At 63.3% G+C, this 13,751-nt stretch carries 13 protein-coding genes; 5 read left to right on the forward strand and 8 right to left on the reverse strand.

The genetic code is table 11. The features are described 5' to 3' along the window. Nucleotides 1–135: 135 nt before the first annotated feature. From ntrX to dusB, 5 genes are all read right to left on the reverse strand, one after another. Nucleotides 136–1,506, reverse strand: a complete 1,371-nt coding sequence (gene ntrX / locus U5A89_RS11215) for a nitrogen assimilation response regulator NtrX (protein WP_338161212.1) — start codon at nt 1,504–1,506, stop codon at nt 136–138. Beyond that, nucleotides 1,496–3,751, reverse strand: coding sequence for a sensor histidine kinase (locus U5A89_RS11220; protein ID WP_338161213.1), 2,256 nt, complete (start codon nt 3,749–3,751; stop codon nt 1,496–1,498). The genes ntrX and U5A89_RS11220 overlap by 11 nt, the downstream gene beginning before the upstream one ends. A gap of 111 nt (nt 3,752–3,862) precedes the next feature. Beyond that, on the reverse strand, nt 3,863–5,308 hold the full coding sequence (ntrC, locus tag U5A89_RS11225; protein ID WP_338163017.1) for a nitrogen regulation protein NR(I): 1,446 nt from the start codon (nt 5,306–5,308) through the stop codon (nt 3,863–3,865). Continuing rightward, on the reverse strand, nt 5,308–6,417 hold the full coding sequence (locus U5A89_RS11230; RefSeq protein ID WP_338161214.1) for a two-component system sensor histidine kinase NtrB: 1,110 nt from the start codon (nt 6,415–6,417) through the stop codon (nt 5,308–5,310). The genes ntrC and U5A89_RS11230 overlap by 1 nt, the downstream gene beginning before the upstream one ends. Beyond that, nucleotides 6,414–7,436 carry a tRNA dihydrouridine synthase DusB gene (gene dusB, locus U5A89_RS11235; RefSeq protein ID WP_338161215.1) on the reverse strand — a complete coding sequence of 341 codons (1,023 nt, stop codon included), beginning with the start codon at nt 7,434–7,436 and terminating at the stop codon, nt 6,414–6,416. The genes U5A89_RS11230 and dusB overlap by 4 nt, the downstream gene beginning before the upstream one ends. Nucleotides 7,437–7,536: 100 nt before the next feature. Between dusB and U5A89_RS11240 the strand changes: the two genes are divergently transcribed. Both U5A89_RS11240 and U5A89_RS11245 read left to right on the forward strand, forming a co-directional pair. Then, nucleotides 7,537–8,718, forward strand: a complete 1,182-nt coding sequence (locus U5A89_RS11240) for a bifunctional 2-C-methyl-D-erythritol 4-phosphate cytidylyltransferase/2-C-methyl-D-erythritol 2,4-cyclodiphosphate synthase (protein ID WP_338161216.1) — start codon at nt 7,537–7,539, stop codon at nt 8,716–8,718. Nucleotides 8,719–8,722: 4 nt separating this feature from the next. Then, nucleotides 8,723–9,241, forward strand: a complete 519-nt coding sequence (locus tag U5A89_RS11245; RefSeq protein WP_338161217.1) for a CinA family protein — start codon at nt 8,723–8,725, stop codon at nt 9,239–9,241. Here the strand turns inward: U5A89_RS11245 and U5A89_RS11250 are convergent. Together U5A89_RS11250 and lipA are read right to left on the reverse strand one after the other, a co-directional pair. After that, nucleotides 9,187–9,663 carry a type II toxin-antitoxin system RatA family toxin gene (locus U5A89_RS11250; RefSeq protein WP_338161218.1) on the reverse strand — a complete coding sequence of 159 codons (477 nt, stop codon included), beginning with the start codon at nt 9,661–9,663 and terminating at the stop codon, nt 9,187–9,189. The two genes, U5A89_RS11245 and U5A89_RS11250, sit on opposite strands and share 55 nt — an antisense overlap. Nucleotides 9,664–9,670: 7 nt before the next feature. Then, the gene (gene lipA / locus U5A89_RS11255; RefSeq protein WP_338161219.1) at nt 9,671–10,678 is read right to left on the reverse strand and encodes a lipoyl synthase; all 1,008 of its coding nucleotides are present in this window, start codon (nt 10,676–10,678) and stop codon (nt 9,671–9,673) included. An 8-nt stretch (nt 10,679–10,686) separates the two neighbouring features. On the opposite strand from lipA, the gene U5A89_RS11260 reads away from it, so the two are divergent. From U5A89_RS11260 to U5A89_RS11270, 3 genes are read left to right on the forward strand one after another with little or no spacing between them, the layout of a single operon-like run. After that, complete coding sequence (locus tag U5A89_RS11260) at nt 10,687–11,325, forward strand: carbonic anhydrase (protein WP_338161220.1); 639 nt, start codon at nt 10,687–10,689, stop codon at nt 11,323–11,325. Between the two features lie 14 nt (nt 11,326–11,339). Further along, complete coding sequence (locus U5A89_RS11265) at nt 11,340–12,146, forward strand: NYN domain-containing protein (protein ID WP_338161221.1); 807 nt, start codon at nt 11,340–11,342, stop codon at nt 12,144–12,146. Next, the gene (locus U5A89_RS11270; RefSeq protein ID WP_338161222.1) at nt 12,146–12,427 is read left to right on the forward strand and encodes an acylphosphatase; all 282 of its coding nucleotides are present in this window, start codon (nt 12,146–12,148) and stop codon (nt 12,425–12,427) included. Before U5A89_RS11265 ends, U5A89_RS11270 begins: the two co-directional genes overlap by 1 nt. Nucleotides 12,428–12,594: 167 nt before the next feature. Here U5A89_RS11270 and U5A89_RS11275 read toward each other — a convergent pair whose 3' ends face one another. Then, complete coding sequence (locus U5A89_RS11275; RefSeq protein ID WP_338161223.1) at nt 12,595–13,716, reverse strand: 5-methyltetrahydropteroyltriglutamate--homocysteine S-methyltransferase; 1,122 nt, start codon at nt 13,714–13,716, stop codon at nt 12,595–12,597. Between the last annotated feature and the right edge of the window lie 35 nt (nt 13,717–13,751).

The raw sequence follows: 13,751 nt of genomic DNA on the forward strand, positions 1-13,751 counted from the left end.
TTAAGCAGGGTGTCTTGCCTGTTCCCGCCTGTCGGGAACTACCTTGATCCTATCGCAATTGCGAAGGGGCGTCCATGGCGCAGATGCGCTTTGGCAAAAGTTCGGCAATCCTTTGGCTGCAACGCCCCGCTTGCCTCAGTCCTTGCCCTCCGTAATGCCCAACAGCTTGAGTTTGCGGTGCAGCGCGGACCGCTCCATGCCGATGAAGGTCGCGGTGCGCGATATGTTGCCGGAAAAGCGGCGGATCTGGATACGCAGATATTCGCGCTCGAAACTTTCGCGCGCTTCGCGCAAAGGCGCGCCCATGATGGCGGACTGGCCCATCCCCTCCCCGCCGCCGCCGCTGGTCAGTTCGGCAGGCAGCATGTCCAGTTCGATGCGGCCGATCCGGTCGCCCGGCGCCAGGATCATCGTACGTTCGATCACGTTGCGCAACTGGCGCACATTGCCCGGCCATTCATTGGCCTGCAGTGCTGCCATGGCGTCACTGGCGATTTCCGGGGCAGGTACGCGTCGTTCCGCCGCAAACCGGGCGAGATAATGTTCGACCAGCGGCGGAATATCGTCGCGCCGTTCCGACAGCGGCGGGATGGCGAGCGGGACGACGTTGAGGCGATAGAACAGGTCTTCGCGGAACCGCCGTTCCTCAATCTCATGCGCCAGGTTGAGCGCGGTCGAGGAAATGACGCGCACGTCCACCTTCACCTGCCGCTGGCCGCCGACGCGGTTGAAACTCTGATCGGTCAGCACGCGCAGGATTTTGCCCTGCGTCGTGATCGGCATGTCGGCAATCTCGTCCAGATAGAGCGTGCCGCCATGCGATTGTTCCAGGAAGCCGGGGCGGACAAGGCCGCTGGCGTCTTCCAAGCCGAACAATTCTTCCTCGACGCGGTCGGGGTCCATGCGCGCGGCGGCGACGATGATGAAGGGCGAGTCGGCGCGGCCGCTCCAGCTGTGGAGCATCCGCGCCGCGACTTCCTTACCCACGCCGGCGGGGCCGGAAATCAGCACGCGGCTGCCGGTGCCCGCGACCTTCTTGATCGTCGCGCGCACGCCGTTGATCGACGCCGACGTGCCGGTAAGCTCGTCATCCTGGCCGAAACGGGCGCGCAGCACCTGGTTTTCACGGCGCAGTCGTTCCGTTTCGGTGGCACGCGATACGAGATGGAGCAGACGATCGGCCTCGAACGGCTTTTCGATGAAGTCGGCCGCGCCCTTGCGAATGGCGGCGACGGCGGTGTCGATATTGCCATGGCCGGAGATCATCAGGACCGGAATGGTCGCGTCGCGCCGCTTGATTTCGTCCAGCAGTTCCAGTCCGTCCATCCGCGATCCCTGCAGCCAGACGTCCAGCAGCACGAGCGAGGGGCGACGGGCATCGAGCGCGTCGATCGCGCTGTCGCTATTGGCGGCGGTGCGGGTGGTGAAGCCTTCATCTTCCAGGACGCCCGCGACCAGATCGCGAATATCCTCTTCATCGTCGACTATCAGAATATCAAGCGCCATTGGCCGTCACTTTTCCTTTTGGCGGGGCGATAGATTGCCCCTCTTCCAGTTTTTCCAGCGCACCCGCGGCAAAGCGCAGGGTCACAGATGCGCCGCCACCCGGCGCATCATCGAAGCGGATTTCCCCCAGATGTTCCTCGACAATCTTCTTGACGATGGCGAGGCCCAGACCCGTCCCCTTGGTGCGCGTCGTCATATAGGGTTCCAGGATACGGTCCCGTTCGGGCGGCAGGCCGATGCCATCGTCGCGCACCGTGATGATAACGGCATCGTCCGCCTGCGCCAGCGTCATGCGGACATGACCATGAGGACCGCCATCCTCGGAAACCGGCTTCTGTTCAATCGCTTCTACGGCATTCTTGACGATATTCGTCAATGCCTGCCCCAATTGCCGCCGGTCGCATATCAAGTCGATATCCGGGCTGTCGGCCTGATATTCGAAACGGATATCCGGATGCGCGACCTCATGCAGGAACAAGGCGTGGCGCGCGATGTCGCCGACGGCTTCGCGGCGGAAGACCGGTTTGGGCATACGGGCGAAGGAGGAAAATTCGTCCACGATGCGGCGCAGGTCGCCTACCTGCCGCACGATCGTGCCGGTAAGCCGCGTGAAGGTCGGCTTATCGCTGGTGATTTCGCCTGCATAACGGCGCTGCAGCCGTTCGGCGGCGAGCTGGATCGGGGTCAGCGGGTTCTTGATCTCATGCGCGATCCGCCGGGCGACATCGGACCAGGCGGCGCGACGCTGATCCGACAATTGCTGGGTGATATCGTCAAAGGTCAGGATATGGCGCGATGCATCCTGCGACCGCTTGACCGCTAGGGTGCGCAAGTCGCCATGGGCGCGGACCTGAACGATGCCGGCCCCCTCCTCCGACGCGATGAATTCGGCCAATTCGGGCGACACGTCGATTAGCGGACGACCGACCGGATCGTCGGCTTCATCGACCAGGATGGCGGCGGCGGAGCTGTTGAGCAATTGCACTACGCCATGGAAGTCGACCGACAACACGCCCGCGCTGACGCCCGAGAGGATCGCTTCGATAAAGGCGCGGCGTTCGTCCAACTGGCTGTTGGCGGCGACCAGCGCGCCGGTCTGCGCTTCCAGCCGCTGGGTCATGCGGTTGAAGGCGGCGGCCAGCGTGCCGATTTCGTCGCGCGCCAGCGGACTTGTGACGCGAGCGGACAGGTCGCCCGCGGTGATGCGCCGGGCGGCCGTCACCAGTTCGTTGACCGGGCGGACCATCCAGTCGGCGACGGCCAGCGCGATATAGACGGCGATGCCGACCAGCAGCAACGATCCCACGAACAGAGCGACGTTGAAACGCAACTGAAGTGCACGGGATTGCGCCGCGAACTGGTCGTAATCCGCAATCACCTTTTGCGCGCGCGCCACGTTGCTGAACGACCAGCTTTCCGCGTTGCGGGTGGCGAACAAGTATATTTTCGATGACGGGTAGAGCAGCGTGACCGCTTCGATCTGGTTGGGCCGCGCCTGCACCACGACATTTTCGCCCGCGGCGAGGCGCCTGATGACATCGGGCGTCAGCATGGCGCCGGCGGGCCGGTTTTCCGGATCGACCGTCGCGGCGGTGCGGGCGATGCCGTCCTTGCCGACTTCGATGATCGCGGAGCGGTTCAGCTTGCGAGTGACGACCTGATAGATGAAGCCTTCGGCAAATCGCGGACTGTTGACCTTCGACTGGTTGAGATAGTCGCGCAGATCGCCCGCCATGGTGACGGTTTCGTCGCCGACTTCGCGCAAATTCGCCTGATAATAGCCGCGCGCCAGATCGCCGGCATTTTGCAGCATCCCGCGCGCGCTGTCCGAAAACCAGAATTGCACGCCATATTGGAACAGCAGCGACGCAAAAATCACCACCAGCAGCATCGGCACGCTGGCGACGATCGAGAAGATCGCGACCAGCCGCACGTGCAACTGCCCATCGCTGCCGATCGCCGATTGCGCTGCCCGCCGCTTGGCGACGCGGCGGCCCAGCAACACCAGCAGGGCGATAGCCGGGACCAGGTTCGCGACCAGCAGCAGCGCGACGATCGGCGGCGTGAGCAGAGCGTAGCTTTGTCCGCCACCTGACAGAAGATAATAGGTCAGCCCGGCCATGCCCACGAACAGGGCGAGCGTGACGCCCTCGACCAGTGCGATCAATCGCCCCTTGCGCAGGAAATGCGGCAACGGCCTGCGCCGTGCCTGTGCCCGCTTCGGGTATGTGGTCGCGCCGCTCATAGTGGCATTGTTACAACAACCCTAGTGCCCGTTCAAACACAGTATTTGCGCAAATGGCTGTCGCTGGTCGAACTAAGTCTTCGGTTCGCCCTGAGCGCCGCGCGATACTGGTCAATCGGTCAGCCGTAGCTGCATGGGATCAAGCCCGTAATCGGTCAGCTTTTTCCGCAGCGTGTTGCGATTGATGCCGAGCAGCCCGGCCGCCCGGATCTGGTTGCCATCGACGCTGGCAAGGACTTCCTGCAGCAGAATCGGCTCCACCACGCCCAGCAGATCGTCATGCAGCGCGCGGTTAGGATGGGCCAGACCGATGCCCAGCTGCCGCTTGGCCCAGTCGCGCACCGCATGGGCCAGTTGATCCGTCGGCGCGGCATAGTCGGCAGGGACCGCGTCCATCGGCAGCATGTGGCGCAAAATCTCGTCCGTGATGACATTTTCACGGCTGAGCACTGACAGGCGCTGCATCAGATTTTGCAGTTCGCGGACATTGCCCGGCCAATGATAGGTCATCAGCAACTGCGCCGCATCGTCGGCCAGGGACTTGCGCGGCAAGCCTTCTTGGGCCGCCCGTTCCAGGAAATGGCGGGCAAGCAGGATGACGTCTTCGCGCCGTTCGCGCAGCGCCGGGAGGGCGATCGGCACGACGTTGAGGCGGTAATAGAGATCCTGACGAAAACGCCCGTCCTCGATCAGCTGCGACAATTCCTTGTTGGTGGCGGCGATAATGCGGACATTGACCCGCACCGGCTTCGACCCGCCGACCGTCGTAACCTCACCGGACTGCAACACACGCAACAGGCGCGTCTGCGCCTCCATCGGCATGTCGCCGATTTCATCCAGGAAGAGCGTGCCGCCCTGCGCCTGCTCGAACTTGCCGGCGGTGCGAGCGTGCGCGCCAGTGAAGGCGCCCTTTTCATAACCGAAAAGTTCTGCTTCGATCAGCTCGCGCGGTATGGCGGCCATATTAATCGCAACGAAAGGCTTGGTGCGGCGCTGGCCCAGGCTGTGGATCGCTTCGGCCACCAGTTCCTTGCCAGTGCCCGATTCGCCTAGCACCAGGATCGACAGATCGTTGGACAGGACGCGGGCGATGGTGCGGTACACCTCTTGCATCGCGGGCGATCGGCCGACCAGCGGCAGGCCGTCATGGGGCAGGCCGACATCACTCCCCTGCTCTTCCGCGCTCTGTCGCGTGCCCAGCGCATCGGCGACGGCACGTGTCAGTTCGTTGAGGTCGAAGGGCTTGGGCAGATATTCGAACGCGCCCTTTTCCGTGGCGCGAATGGCGGTGTTGAGCGTATTTTGCGCCGACAGGATGATGACGTTGAGGTCGGGCTTGGTCGCCAAGATATCCGCCACGCCGTCCAGCCCATCGCCATCCGGCAGCATGACGTCGGTGATCAGCACGTCGGGCGCGAAGCTGTCCATCAGCATGGCGCGTTCGCGAATCGAGGCAGCGGTCTTGACCCGGTGGCCCTGCCGTCGCAGCGCTTCGCCCACCACCACGCAGATCGCCGGATCATCATCGACCACCAATATCGCGCCAGTCGCGGGCATCATCCCATCCCCATCGGCAGGAGGATGCGGAAGGTGGATTCGCCCGCTTCCACATCGCGGCTATATTGGACGAAGCCGCTCATATCGCGCACCAGCTTGTCGACCAGCGCCAGGCCCAGCCCCTGCCCATCGCGCTTGCCGGTGATGAACGGGTTAAACAGATGGTCGAGAATATGTTCAGGCACGCCGGGTCCATTATCGATGACGAGGATTTCGATCGGCAACACCGCGCTGCCCTTGCCATCGCCGACCATGACGGACACGCCATGACGAAACGCGGTTTCCACCCGGATACGGGGTGTTTCATGATGCTCCAGCGCCTCGGCGGCGTTTTTGAGCAGGTTGATCATCACCTGCACCAGAGCGTCGTCATTGATGTTGGCGAATGGCAAAGATGGATCATAATGTTTTATGATCCTTATATGTTTTGCAAACCCGGCAGCAGCAATCCCGGCGGCCCGGTCGATCAGCGGATAGATGTTGCCGGCCTCGCATTCCAGCGTCCGGTCGGTCGTGAAATCCTGCATCCGGTCGATCAGCGCGGCGATGCGATCGACCTCGTTGCAGATCAATTGCGTCAGCGCCGCGTCCCGACCGCCCTGCCCGCCTTCCAGCAATTGCGCCGCGCCCCGGATGCCCGACAGCGGGTTCTTGATCTCATGCGCCAGGATTGCGGCGGCCCCCATAGCGGACCGCGCACCGCCTGACGTGCCCCGATGGCCGATCTTGCGCGCCTGGCTCTGGGCATGGAGCGACACGACGCGCCAGCCGTCATGATCGACGATCGGCGCGATCATCAGGTCGACCTCCATCTCGGCGGTGCGCCCGGCATGGACCTTTATGTCGTAGGCGGCGATCGGCTTGTTGCTGTGCCAGATGTCGAAGCGCGCACCGGCCTCCGCAATGCGGATGGTGCGCGCCACGTCGCTGCCGATGATCGCCGACCGCGCCATATTGAGCAGGGTTTCGGCCCGGACATTGGCTTCGGCGATGCTGTTGTCCGGCTTTACGATCAATGTCGCCACCGGCAGCGCCGTCATCTGTTCGCTCAGTGACGGCCCGTCCTGGGCCATGCGCAGCGGAGGCAGGGACGTCAGCGCACCGTTCATGCGGCCCGGCGCAATTCCGCCGGGTGGAGGCCGGTGGCGATCAGCGGCTCGTAGAAGCGGGCCAGCATGTCGAGAACGGTCTTCGCATCGGGTTCCTGATTGACGCTGTTACGGAACTCGGCCGATCCGGGCAGCCCCTTGGTGTACCAGCCGATATGCTTGCGGGCCATATTGACGCCGGTATAGCTGTCGTAATGATCGAGCATCGCATGATAATGCTCTACGATCGCACGATATTGTTCCGCCAATGTCGGATCGGGCAGGCGCGTGCCATCAGTCAGCCAGGCCATGACCTGGCCGATCAACCAGGGCCGACCATAAGCGCCGCGCCCGATCATCACGCCGTCCGCGCCGCTTTGCTCCAACGCAGTATCGGCGTCCTCGATCGAGCAGATATCGCCATTGGCGATCACCGGCAGCTTCACCGCCTCCTTGACCGATCGGATGAAGGCCCAGTCGGCCGACCCCTTATACATCTGGCACCGGGTACGGCCATGGACCGTGATGAGTTGCGCGCCCAGATCCTCGGCGATATGCGCCAGTTCGGCGGCGTTGAGGCTGCTATGGTCCCAGCCCATCCGCATCTTGACGGTGACGGGCACGTCCACCGCCTCCACCGTCGCCTTGATCAGCGCGGCGGCGAGCGGCAGGTCGCGCATCAGAGCGCTGCCTGCATCGCCGTTGACGACCTTCTTCACCGGGCAACCCATATTGATGTCGATGATCGCCGCGCCGCGATCGGCATTCAGCTTGGCGGCTTCGGCCATTTCCATGGGCGAACAACCGGCCAACTGCATCGAAACCGGTTCCTCCAGCGGATGCCAGGCGGCTTTTTGCAACGACTGGCGCGTTTCCCGGATCATCGCGGCGGTGGCGATCATTTCCGTCACATTAAGGCCGCAGCCATAGCGGCGTACCAGCGTACGGAACGGCATGTCGGTCACGCCGGTCATCGGGGCGAGTACGACCGGCATGTCGATGGTGATCGGGCCGATGGCGATGGGAGAAAGCGTGCGCATGATCTGACTTTGGAAGAGTGCCTAAAAAACAGGCAGCGCTTAGCGGAAAATGGGTCGGACGGCAAGGCTGTCCCCCTTTCGATCCGTCCCATGACCGGCTATGCGCCGCATCATGACATCCAACAGCAAGATCGTCGCGTTGATCGTCGCCGCAGGCCAGGGCAGCCGGGCGGGTGGCGACGTGCCCAAACAGTTTCGCATGGTGGCGGGCAAGGCCGTGCTGGCGCATGCCTATGATGCGTTGGCGGCGCATGGGGCGATCGCCGAGACTTATAGCGTATTGGGCGACGGCCAGGAGGCGGCTGCGCGCATACTGCTGGGCGATCGGACTGCGACCTTCGTAACCGGCGCGGAGGTCCGGCGCGGATCGGTGCGCGCGGGGCTGGAGGCGATTGCGGCGGCGGGCGGTGCGGATATCGTGCTGATCCATGATGCCGCCCGGCCCTTCCTGCCGGGCGCGGTGATCGACCGGTTGCTGGCGGCGTTGGAAAGCGCGGCGGGCGCCATCCCCACCCTGCCCGTTGCCGATACATTGGTGCGCGCGACGGGCGGCGCGATGGCGGAGAGCGTGGATCGCGCTGGATTGCATCGGGTGCAGACGCCGCAGGCCTTCCGGTTCGACACCATATTGGCGGCGCATCGGAACTGGGACGCCGCGCAGGAAGCGACCGACGACGCGCAGATCCTTAAAAGCTGGGGCCATGACGTCATATTGGTGCAAGGCGATGAAAGACTGGACAAATTGACCTACGCCGAAGACTTCGCCCGCGCCGAAGCGCGACTGGCGCCGCCGCGCACAACCCGCGTCGGCATGGGCTATGACGTCCACCGCCTTGCGCCCGATGAAGAGCTTTGGCTGGGCGGCGTGCTGGTGCCGCACGACTATGGGCTGGCGGGGCATAGCGATGCCGATGTGGCGCTGCACGCGATCGTGGACGCCATGCTGGGCGCGCTGGCGGATGGGGACATCGGCAGCCACTTCCCGCCGTCCGATCCGCAATGGCGCGGCGCGTCGTCCGACCGCTTCCTGGCCTATGCGCGCGATCGGGTGACGGCGCGAGACGGCGTGATCGATCATATCGACCTGACCATCATCTGCGAAGCGCCCAAGATCGGCCCGCATCGGGACGCCATGCGCGCGCGCATCGCTGAAATACTCGCCGTCCCGATCGACCGGGTCAGCGTGAAAGCGACGACGACGGAGCGGTTGGGCTTTGCCGGGCGGCGCGAAGGTATTGCCGCACAAGCGGTTGCCACCCTCTCCCTTCCCGCGCTATCTTGACCCCATGTTAGATACAGTCCTGCCGGCCCAGTTGGTCGAACTTGCCGAAAAGGTCATCATCGCCAATCGGCGCGCCGGACGGACCATATCCGTGGCGGAAAGCTGCACCGGCGGGTTGGTATCGGCGGCCCTGACGGAGATTGCCGGTTCGTCGGACGTGTTCGATGCCGGATTTATCGCCTATTCCAATGATATGAAGGCAGAACTTCTCAAAGTGTCGCATGATGTGCTGGATACGTTCGGCGCTGTCTCCATCGCTACCGCCTGGGCGATGGCGCAGGGTGCGCTCAAGAAAAGCCACTCCCATGTCGCGGTCGCGATCACCGGGATTGCCGGGCCGGGCGGTGGCAGCGAGCAGAAGCCGGTCGGCACCGTCGTCTTCGCCCGCGCCGAACGCGGCGCCAGCGCGGACAAAGTCGTGGCCGACATGCGGCATTTCGAAAATAACGGTCGCGGCGGCGTCCGCCTTCAGGCGGCGCTGTGCGCGCTCGAACTGCTGCTGCCGGATGCACCCGCGCCGTAAAGCTGCGCCGCGCGGGTTTCGAACGCGCCGATCATCTTGCGGAGTGCTTTGTCGAAAAACTGGCCGGCCAGCATTTCGAACAGCCGGTTCTTGAACTCGAATTCGACCTCGAAATCGACCAGCACGCCGCCCTGCCCGTCGTCGCGGAACGCCCATTCATTGTGCAGATGCTTGAGCGGCCCGTCGAGATAATCGACGCGAACATGGTCCGGCCGGTTCTTGTGCACGCGCGACGTGAAACTTTCCTTCACGCCTTTGAACCCCACGATCATGTCCGCGACCATTTCCGTATCATCGTCGGATCGGACCCGGATCGCGCTGATCCAGGGCAGAAATTCAGGATAGGCTTCCACGTTCGATACCAGGTCGAACATCTGCGCCGGTGTGTAGGGCAGATGGCGCGTTTCATTATGCTTGGGCATGGGCCGATCAGACTTTCGCGGCCGCCTTGGCGAGTTTCGCTTCGCGCGCGGCGCGCATCTCGGCGAAATCCTTGCCCGCATGATAGCTGGACCGGGTGAGCGGCGAGGAGGCGACCTGCAGAAAGCCCTTGGCCCGCGCGATCCCGGCATAGGCGTTAAACGCCGCCGGGGTCACGAAATCGATCACCTTGGCGTGTTTGGGCGTGGGTTGGAGATATTGGCCCATGGTCAGGAAATCGATGTCGGCCGATCGCATGTCGTCCATCACCTGATGCACTTCCAGCCGCTCCTCGCCCAGGCCCAGCATGATGCCGGACTTGGTGAAGATCGACGGGTCCAGCTTCTTCACCGACTCCAACAGGCGCAGCGACGCATAATAGCGCGCGCCGGGGCGGATGGTCGGATAGAGGCGCGGAACCGTCTCCAGATTATGATTATAGACGTCCGGCCGGGCGGCGACGATCATTTCTACGGCGCGCTCATGCTTGTTGCGGAAGTCGGGCGTCAGGATTTCGATCGTCGTATTGGGCGTCGTGCGGCGCAGCGCCTCGATCACCTTGACGAACTGCGATGCGCCGCCATCGGGCAGGTCGTCGCGATCGACCGAGGTGATGACGATATGCTCCAACCCCATTTCGGCGCAGGCATCCGCCAAATTCTGCGGTTCGTTGACGTCGACCTTGCGCGGCATGCCGGTCTTGACGTTGCAGAAGGCGCAGGCGCGGGTGCAAACGTCGCCCAGGATCATCACTGTAGCGTGCTTCTTGGTCCAGCATTCGCCGATATTCGGGCAGGCCGCTTCCTCGCACACCGTATTCAGCCCCTTGTCGCGCATCAGCTTGCGCGTTTCATGATAGGCGGGGCTGGTCGGCGCCTTGACGCGAATCCAGTCGGGCTTGCGGGCGCGTTCCGGGCTTGCGGGCTGACCGGGCATGGGGATCGGGCTGATGTCGTTCATGCGCTCCAGATAGCGATGCAGGACCGCTCTTGCCAGCCCCCTATTTGTGCGGCACATCCCCGTCCATGACCGATTTTACCGACATGCTCGAAGGCTATCGCCGTTTCCGCACCACCGGCTGGAGCGAACAGCGCGAACGGTGGGACGAACTGAACGAAGGGCAAAGCCCCCGCGTCATGGTGATCGCCTGTTCCGACAGCCGCGTCGATCCAGCGCAGATTTTCGACACCAGCCCTGGTGAAATTTTCGTCGTGCGCAACGTCGCCGCGCTGGTGCCGCCGTTCGAAACCAATCCGGGCTATCATGGCGTGTCGGCCGCGCTGGAATTTGCGGTGCAGGTGCTCAAGGTCGGCGAGATCGTCGTCATGGGCCACGGCAAATGCGGGGGTTGCAAGGCAGCGCTCAGCCAGGATCTGAAGGACGCGCCGCCGGGCGAAGGCGGCTTCATCCATAATTGGATCGAATTGCTGGACGATGCCCGCGACGTGGTGGTCGAACAATATGGCGACCAGCGCGACCGCACGGTCGAGCGCGCGATGGAGCAGGAAGCGGTGAAGGTCAGCCTGGCCAACCTGCGCACCTTCCCCTGCGTGCAGTCGAAGGAGCGCAAGGGCGAATTGAAGCTGGTCGGCAGCTTCTTCGCCATTGCCGACGGCGTGCTCAACATTTTGGACGAGGATAGCGGCGCCTTCTCGCCCGCATGAAGGGATAAGGCGCCATGGCGTTGTTACAGGAAGGCAGGGGCAATATTGCTCTGCTGATCGATGCGGACAATGCGTCGGCGGCGCATTTCGATTCGGTCATGACCGTGCTGGCGGAACTGGGCACGGTCAACATCCGCCGCGCCTATGGCAATTGGAGCAAGACGACGCTCAAGACCTGGGCGGCGCTGTCGGTCGCCCACGCGATCGAACCGCAGCAGCAGTTCGACCTGACCAAGGGCAAGAACGCCACCGACATGAAGATGACGATCGACGCCATGGACCTGATGGCGTCGGGCCGGGTCGATGGCTTTGGGCTGATGTCCAGCGACAGCGACTTCACCCCGCTGGCGACGCGCATCCGGCAGCAGGGTATTCCGGTCTATGGCTTTGGGTCGGCCAACACGCCCGAAGGCTTCCGCCGCGCCTGTACGCAATTCCTGAACGTCGCGGCATTGAAACCCGCCGAAGTGCCGGTGGCGACCAAGGCGCCGGTAAAGGCCGCGGCTCCCGCCAAGGCTGCCACGCCGCAAGCTGCGCCCTTGAAAGCCGCCGCTGCCACGCCCGCCTCCGCCGCGCCGACGCCCGCCAAGACGGTCGATGCCGAAGTCGTGCGCCTGCTGATCGACGCCTATGATGAAGCGAAGCGCGACGAACGTGGCTTCGTGGCGCTGGGTCCGGTGGGGCAGCGGGTGGGCAATCGCTCCAGCTTCGACGTGCGCAATTACGGCTATAAGCGGCTGTCCGACCTGATTGCCGCCATCCCCAATTTCATCACCGAAGTGCGCGAAGGCGGCCAGACCTGGATCAAGCGGGTCAAATAATGGCCGTGGTCGCCCGCCATCTGATGATCCATGGCAAGGTGCAGGGCGTCTGGTATCGGGCCTGGACGGTCGAGATGGCGCGCGGCCTTGGCCTTGTCGGTTGGGTCCGCAATCGCGCCGATGGCTGCGTGGAGGCCGTGATCGAAGGGGATAGCGGCACGGTCGATCAGTTCATCACCTTAGCCGAGAGCGGTCCGCCCGCCGCGCAGGTGGCGCGAATCGATGTGCGTGACTATCCCGTCGACAACATCGCCACCTTCGAAAAACGCCCGACCGTCTAACCGTTCCCTATCCCCGACGCACAAAAAAGGGCCGATCCGTGAGGACCAGCCCGTAAAGTTTTAGGAGAGGATGCCTGAAAGGCAGGATCTCTATGCAATGATAGCGTTATCACGACAAGTGCAAAGGAAAAGGCACCGATTGCGTTTATTGCAACCGCGTTCCTTCGTCAGGCCTCGCCCCAGATCGCCTTGGCGGTGCGGACCACCAGATCCAGCTTGGCCTGCTGCTCGTCGGGGGTGATGGCGTTGCCCTCCTCGGTCGATGCGAAGCCGCATTGCGGGGCGATACCCAACTGATCGATATCGGCATATTTCGCTGCTTCTTCGATCTGGCGCTGCAATTGCTCGATCGGCTCCAGGTCCGGCGTCTTGGTGGTGATGAAGCCGGGATAGACGCGCTGCTTGCCCTTCGCCAGGAAACGCAAAGGCTCCAGCCCGCCCGCGCGTTCGCTGTCATATTCCATGAAGAACAGATCGACGCCGGTCTGGTTGAAGATCGCGTCGGCCGCCAGATCATAAGCGCCCTCAGCCGCCCAGGTGGAACGGAAATTGCCGCGACACATATGCATGCCGATCAGCATGTCGGCCGGGCGATCCTTGATCGCGTCCTGCATCATCTGCGCATAGGCAGTGATCAGCCAGTCGGGATCGATGCCCTCCGCCATCTTTTGCGCGCGATGCTTGGGATCGCACAGATAGGCGAAGAAGATGTCGTCCATCTGCAGATAGCGACAACCCGCGTCGTAAAAGGCCGCGACCGCCTTTGCATAGGTGGCGGACAGGTCGGCGAACAGCACGTCCAGATCGGCATATTCGGGCACGCGGATGTCCGCCTTGGCCGTGCGGAAATGGCAGCAGCTCGGGCCGGGAATCGAGATTTTCGGCGTTACATTGGTGTTGGCCGCCAGGAACCGGAAATGATCCAGCATCGGGTGATCCGCCGGGAAATCCAGTTTGCCGTTGATCACCGGGAAGGTCGGGCGCAGCTTCACGCCATGGAATTGCGCGCCGTCCTCCGGATCGCGCTGTTCCAGGTCGAAGCCGGTCAGCCCGCCCATGAAATCATAATGCCAGAAGGACCGGCGGATTTCGCCGTCGGTCACGACCTTGAGGCCGACCGCTTCCTGCATCTTGACCGCATCGATGATTGCGGCGTCCTCGGCGGCGGTCAGTGCCTCCCGACCGATGCTCTTATCCTCGAAAAACGCCTTGCGCGCCGCGGTTACCGCAGCCGGACGCAGCAGCGATCCGACATGATCCGCCCGATAGGGCGGGACCAGATCCGTCATAGTCTATCCTTTCAAACCGTCCTTCTGGACCGGCG

Source organism: Sphingobium sp. HWE2-09, from assembly GCF_035989265.1.
In the GTDB taxonomy this organism is placed as follows: Bacteria; Pseudomonadota; Alphaproteobacteria; order Sphingomonadales; family Sphingomonadaceae; genus Sphingobium.

What these genes read in the sequence shown, in the direction of transcription:
- ntrX (WP_338161212.1), bottom strand. Translation starts at nt 1,506, where the DNA reads ATGGCGCTTGATATTCTGATAGTCGACGATGAAGAGGATATTCGCGAT.
- U5A89_RS11220 (WP_338161213.1), bottom strand. Translation starts at nt 3,751, where the DNA reads ATGAGCGGCGCGACCACATACCCGAAGCGGGCACAGGCACGGCGCAGG.
- ntrC (WP_338163017.1), bottom strand. Translation starts at nt 5,308, where the DNA reads ATGCCCGCGACTGGCGCGATATTGGTGGTCGATGATGATCCGGCGATC.
- U5A89_RS11230 (WP_338161214.1), bottom strand. Translation starts at nt 6,417, where the DNA reads ATGAACGGTGCGCTGACGTCCCTGCCTCCGCTGCGCATGGCCCAGGAC.
- dusB (WP_338161215.1), bottom strand. Translation starts at nt 7,436, where the DNA reads ATGCGCACGCTTTCTCCCATCGCCATCGGCCCGATCACCATCGACATG.
- U5A89_RS11240 (WP_338161216.1), top strand. Translation starts at nt 7,537, where the DNA reads ATGCGCCGCATCATGACATCCAACAGCAAGATCGTCGCGTTGATCGTC.
- U5A89_RS11245 (WP_338161217.1), top strand. Translation starts at nt 8,723, where the DNA reads ATGTTAGATACAGTCCTGCCGGCCCAGTTGGTCGAACTTGCCGAAAAG.
- U5A89_RS11250 (WP_338161218.1), bottom strand. Translation starts at nt 9,663, where the DNA reads ATGCCCAAGCATAATGAAACGCGCCATCTGCCCTACACACCGGCGCAG.
- lipA (WP_338161219.1), bottom strand. Translation starts at nt 10,678, where the DNA reads ATGTGCCGCACAAATAGGGGGCTGGCAAGAGCGGTCCTGCATCGCTAT.
- U5A89_RS11260 (WP_338161220.1), top strand. Translation starts at nt 10,687, where the DNA reads ATGACCGATTTTACCGACATGCTCGAAGGCTATCGCCGTTTCCGCACC.
- U5A89_RS11265 (WP_338161221.1), top strand. Translation starts at nt 11,340, where the DNA reads ATGGCGTTGTTACAGGAAGGCAGGGGCAATATTGCTCTGCTGATCGAT.
- U5A89_RS11270 (WP_338161222.1), top strand. Translation starts at nt 12,146, where the DNA reads ATGGCCGTGGTCGCCCGCCATCTGATGATCCATGGCAAGGTGCAGGGC.
- U5A89_RS11275 (WP_338161223.1), bottom strand. Translation starts at nt 13,716, where the DNA reads ATGACGGATCTGGTCCCGCCCTATCGGGCGGATCATGTCGGATCGCTG.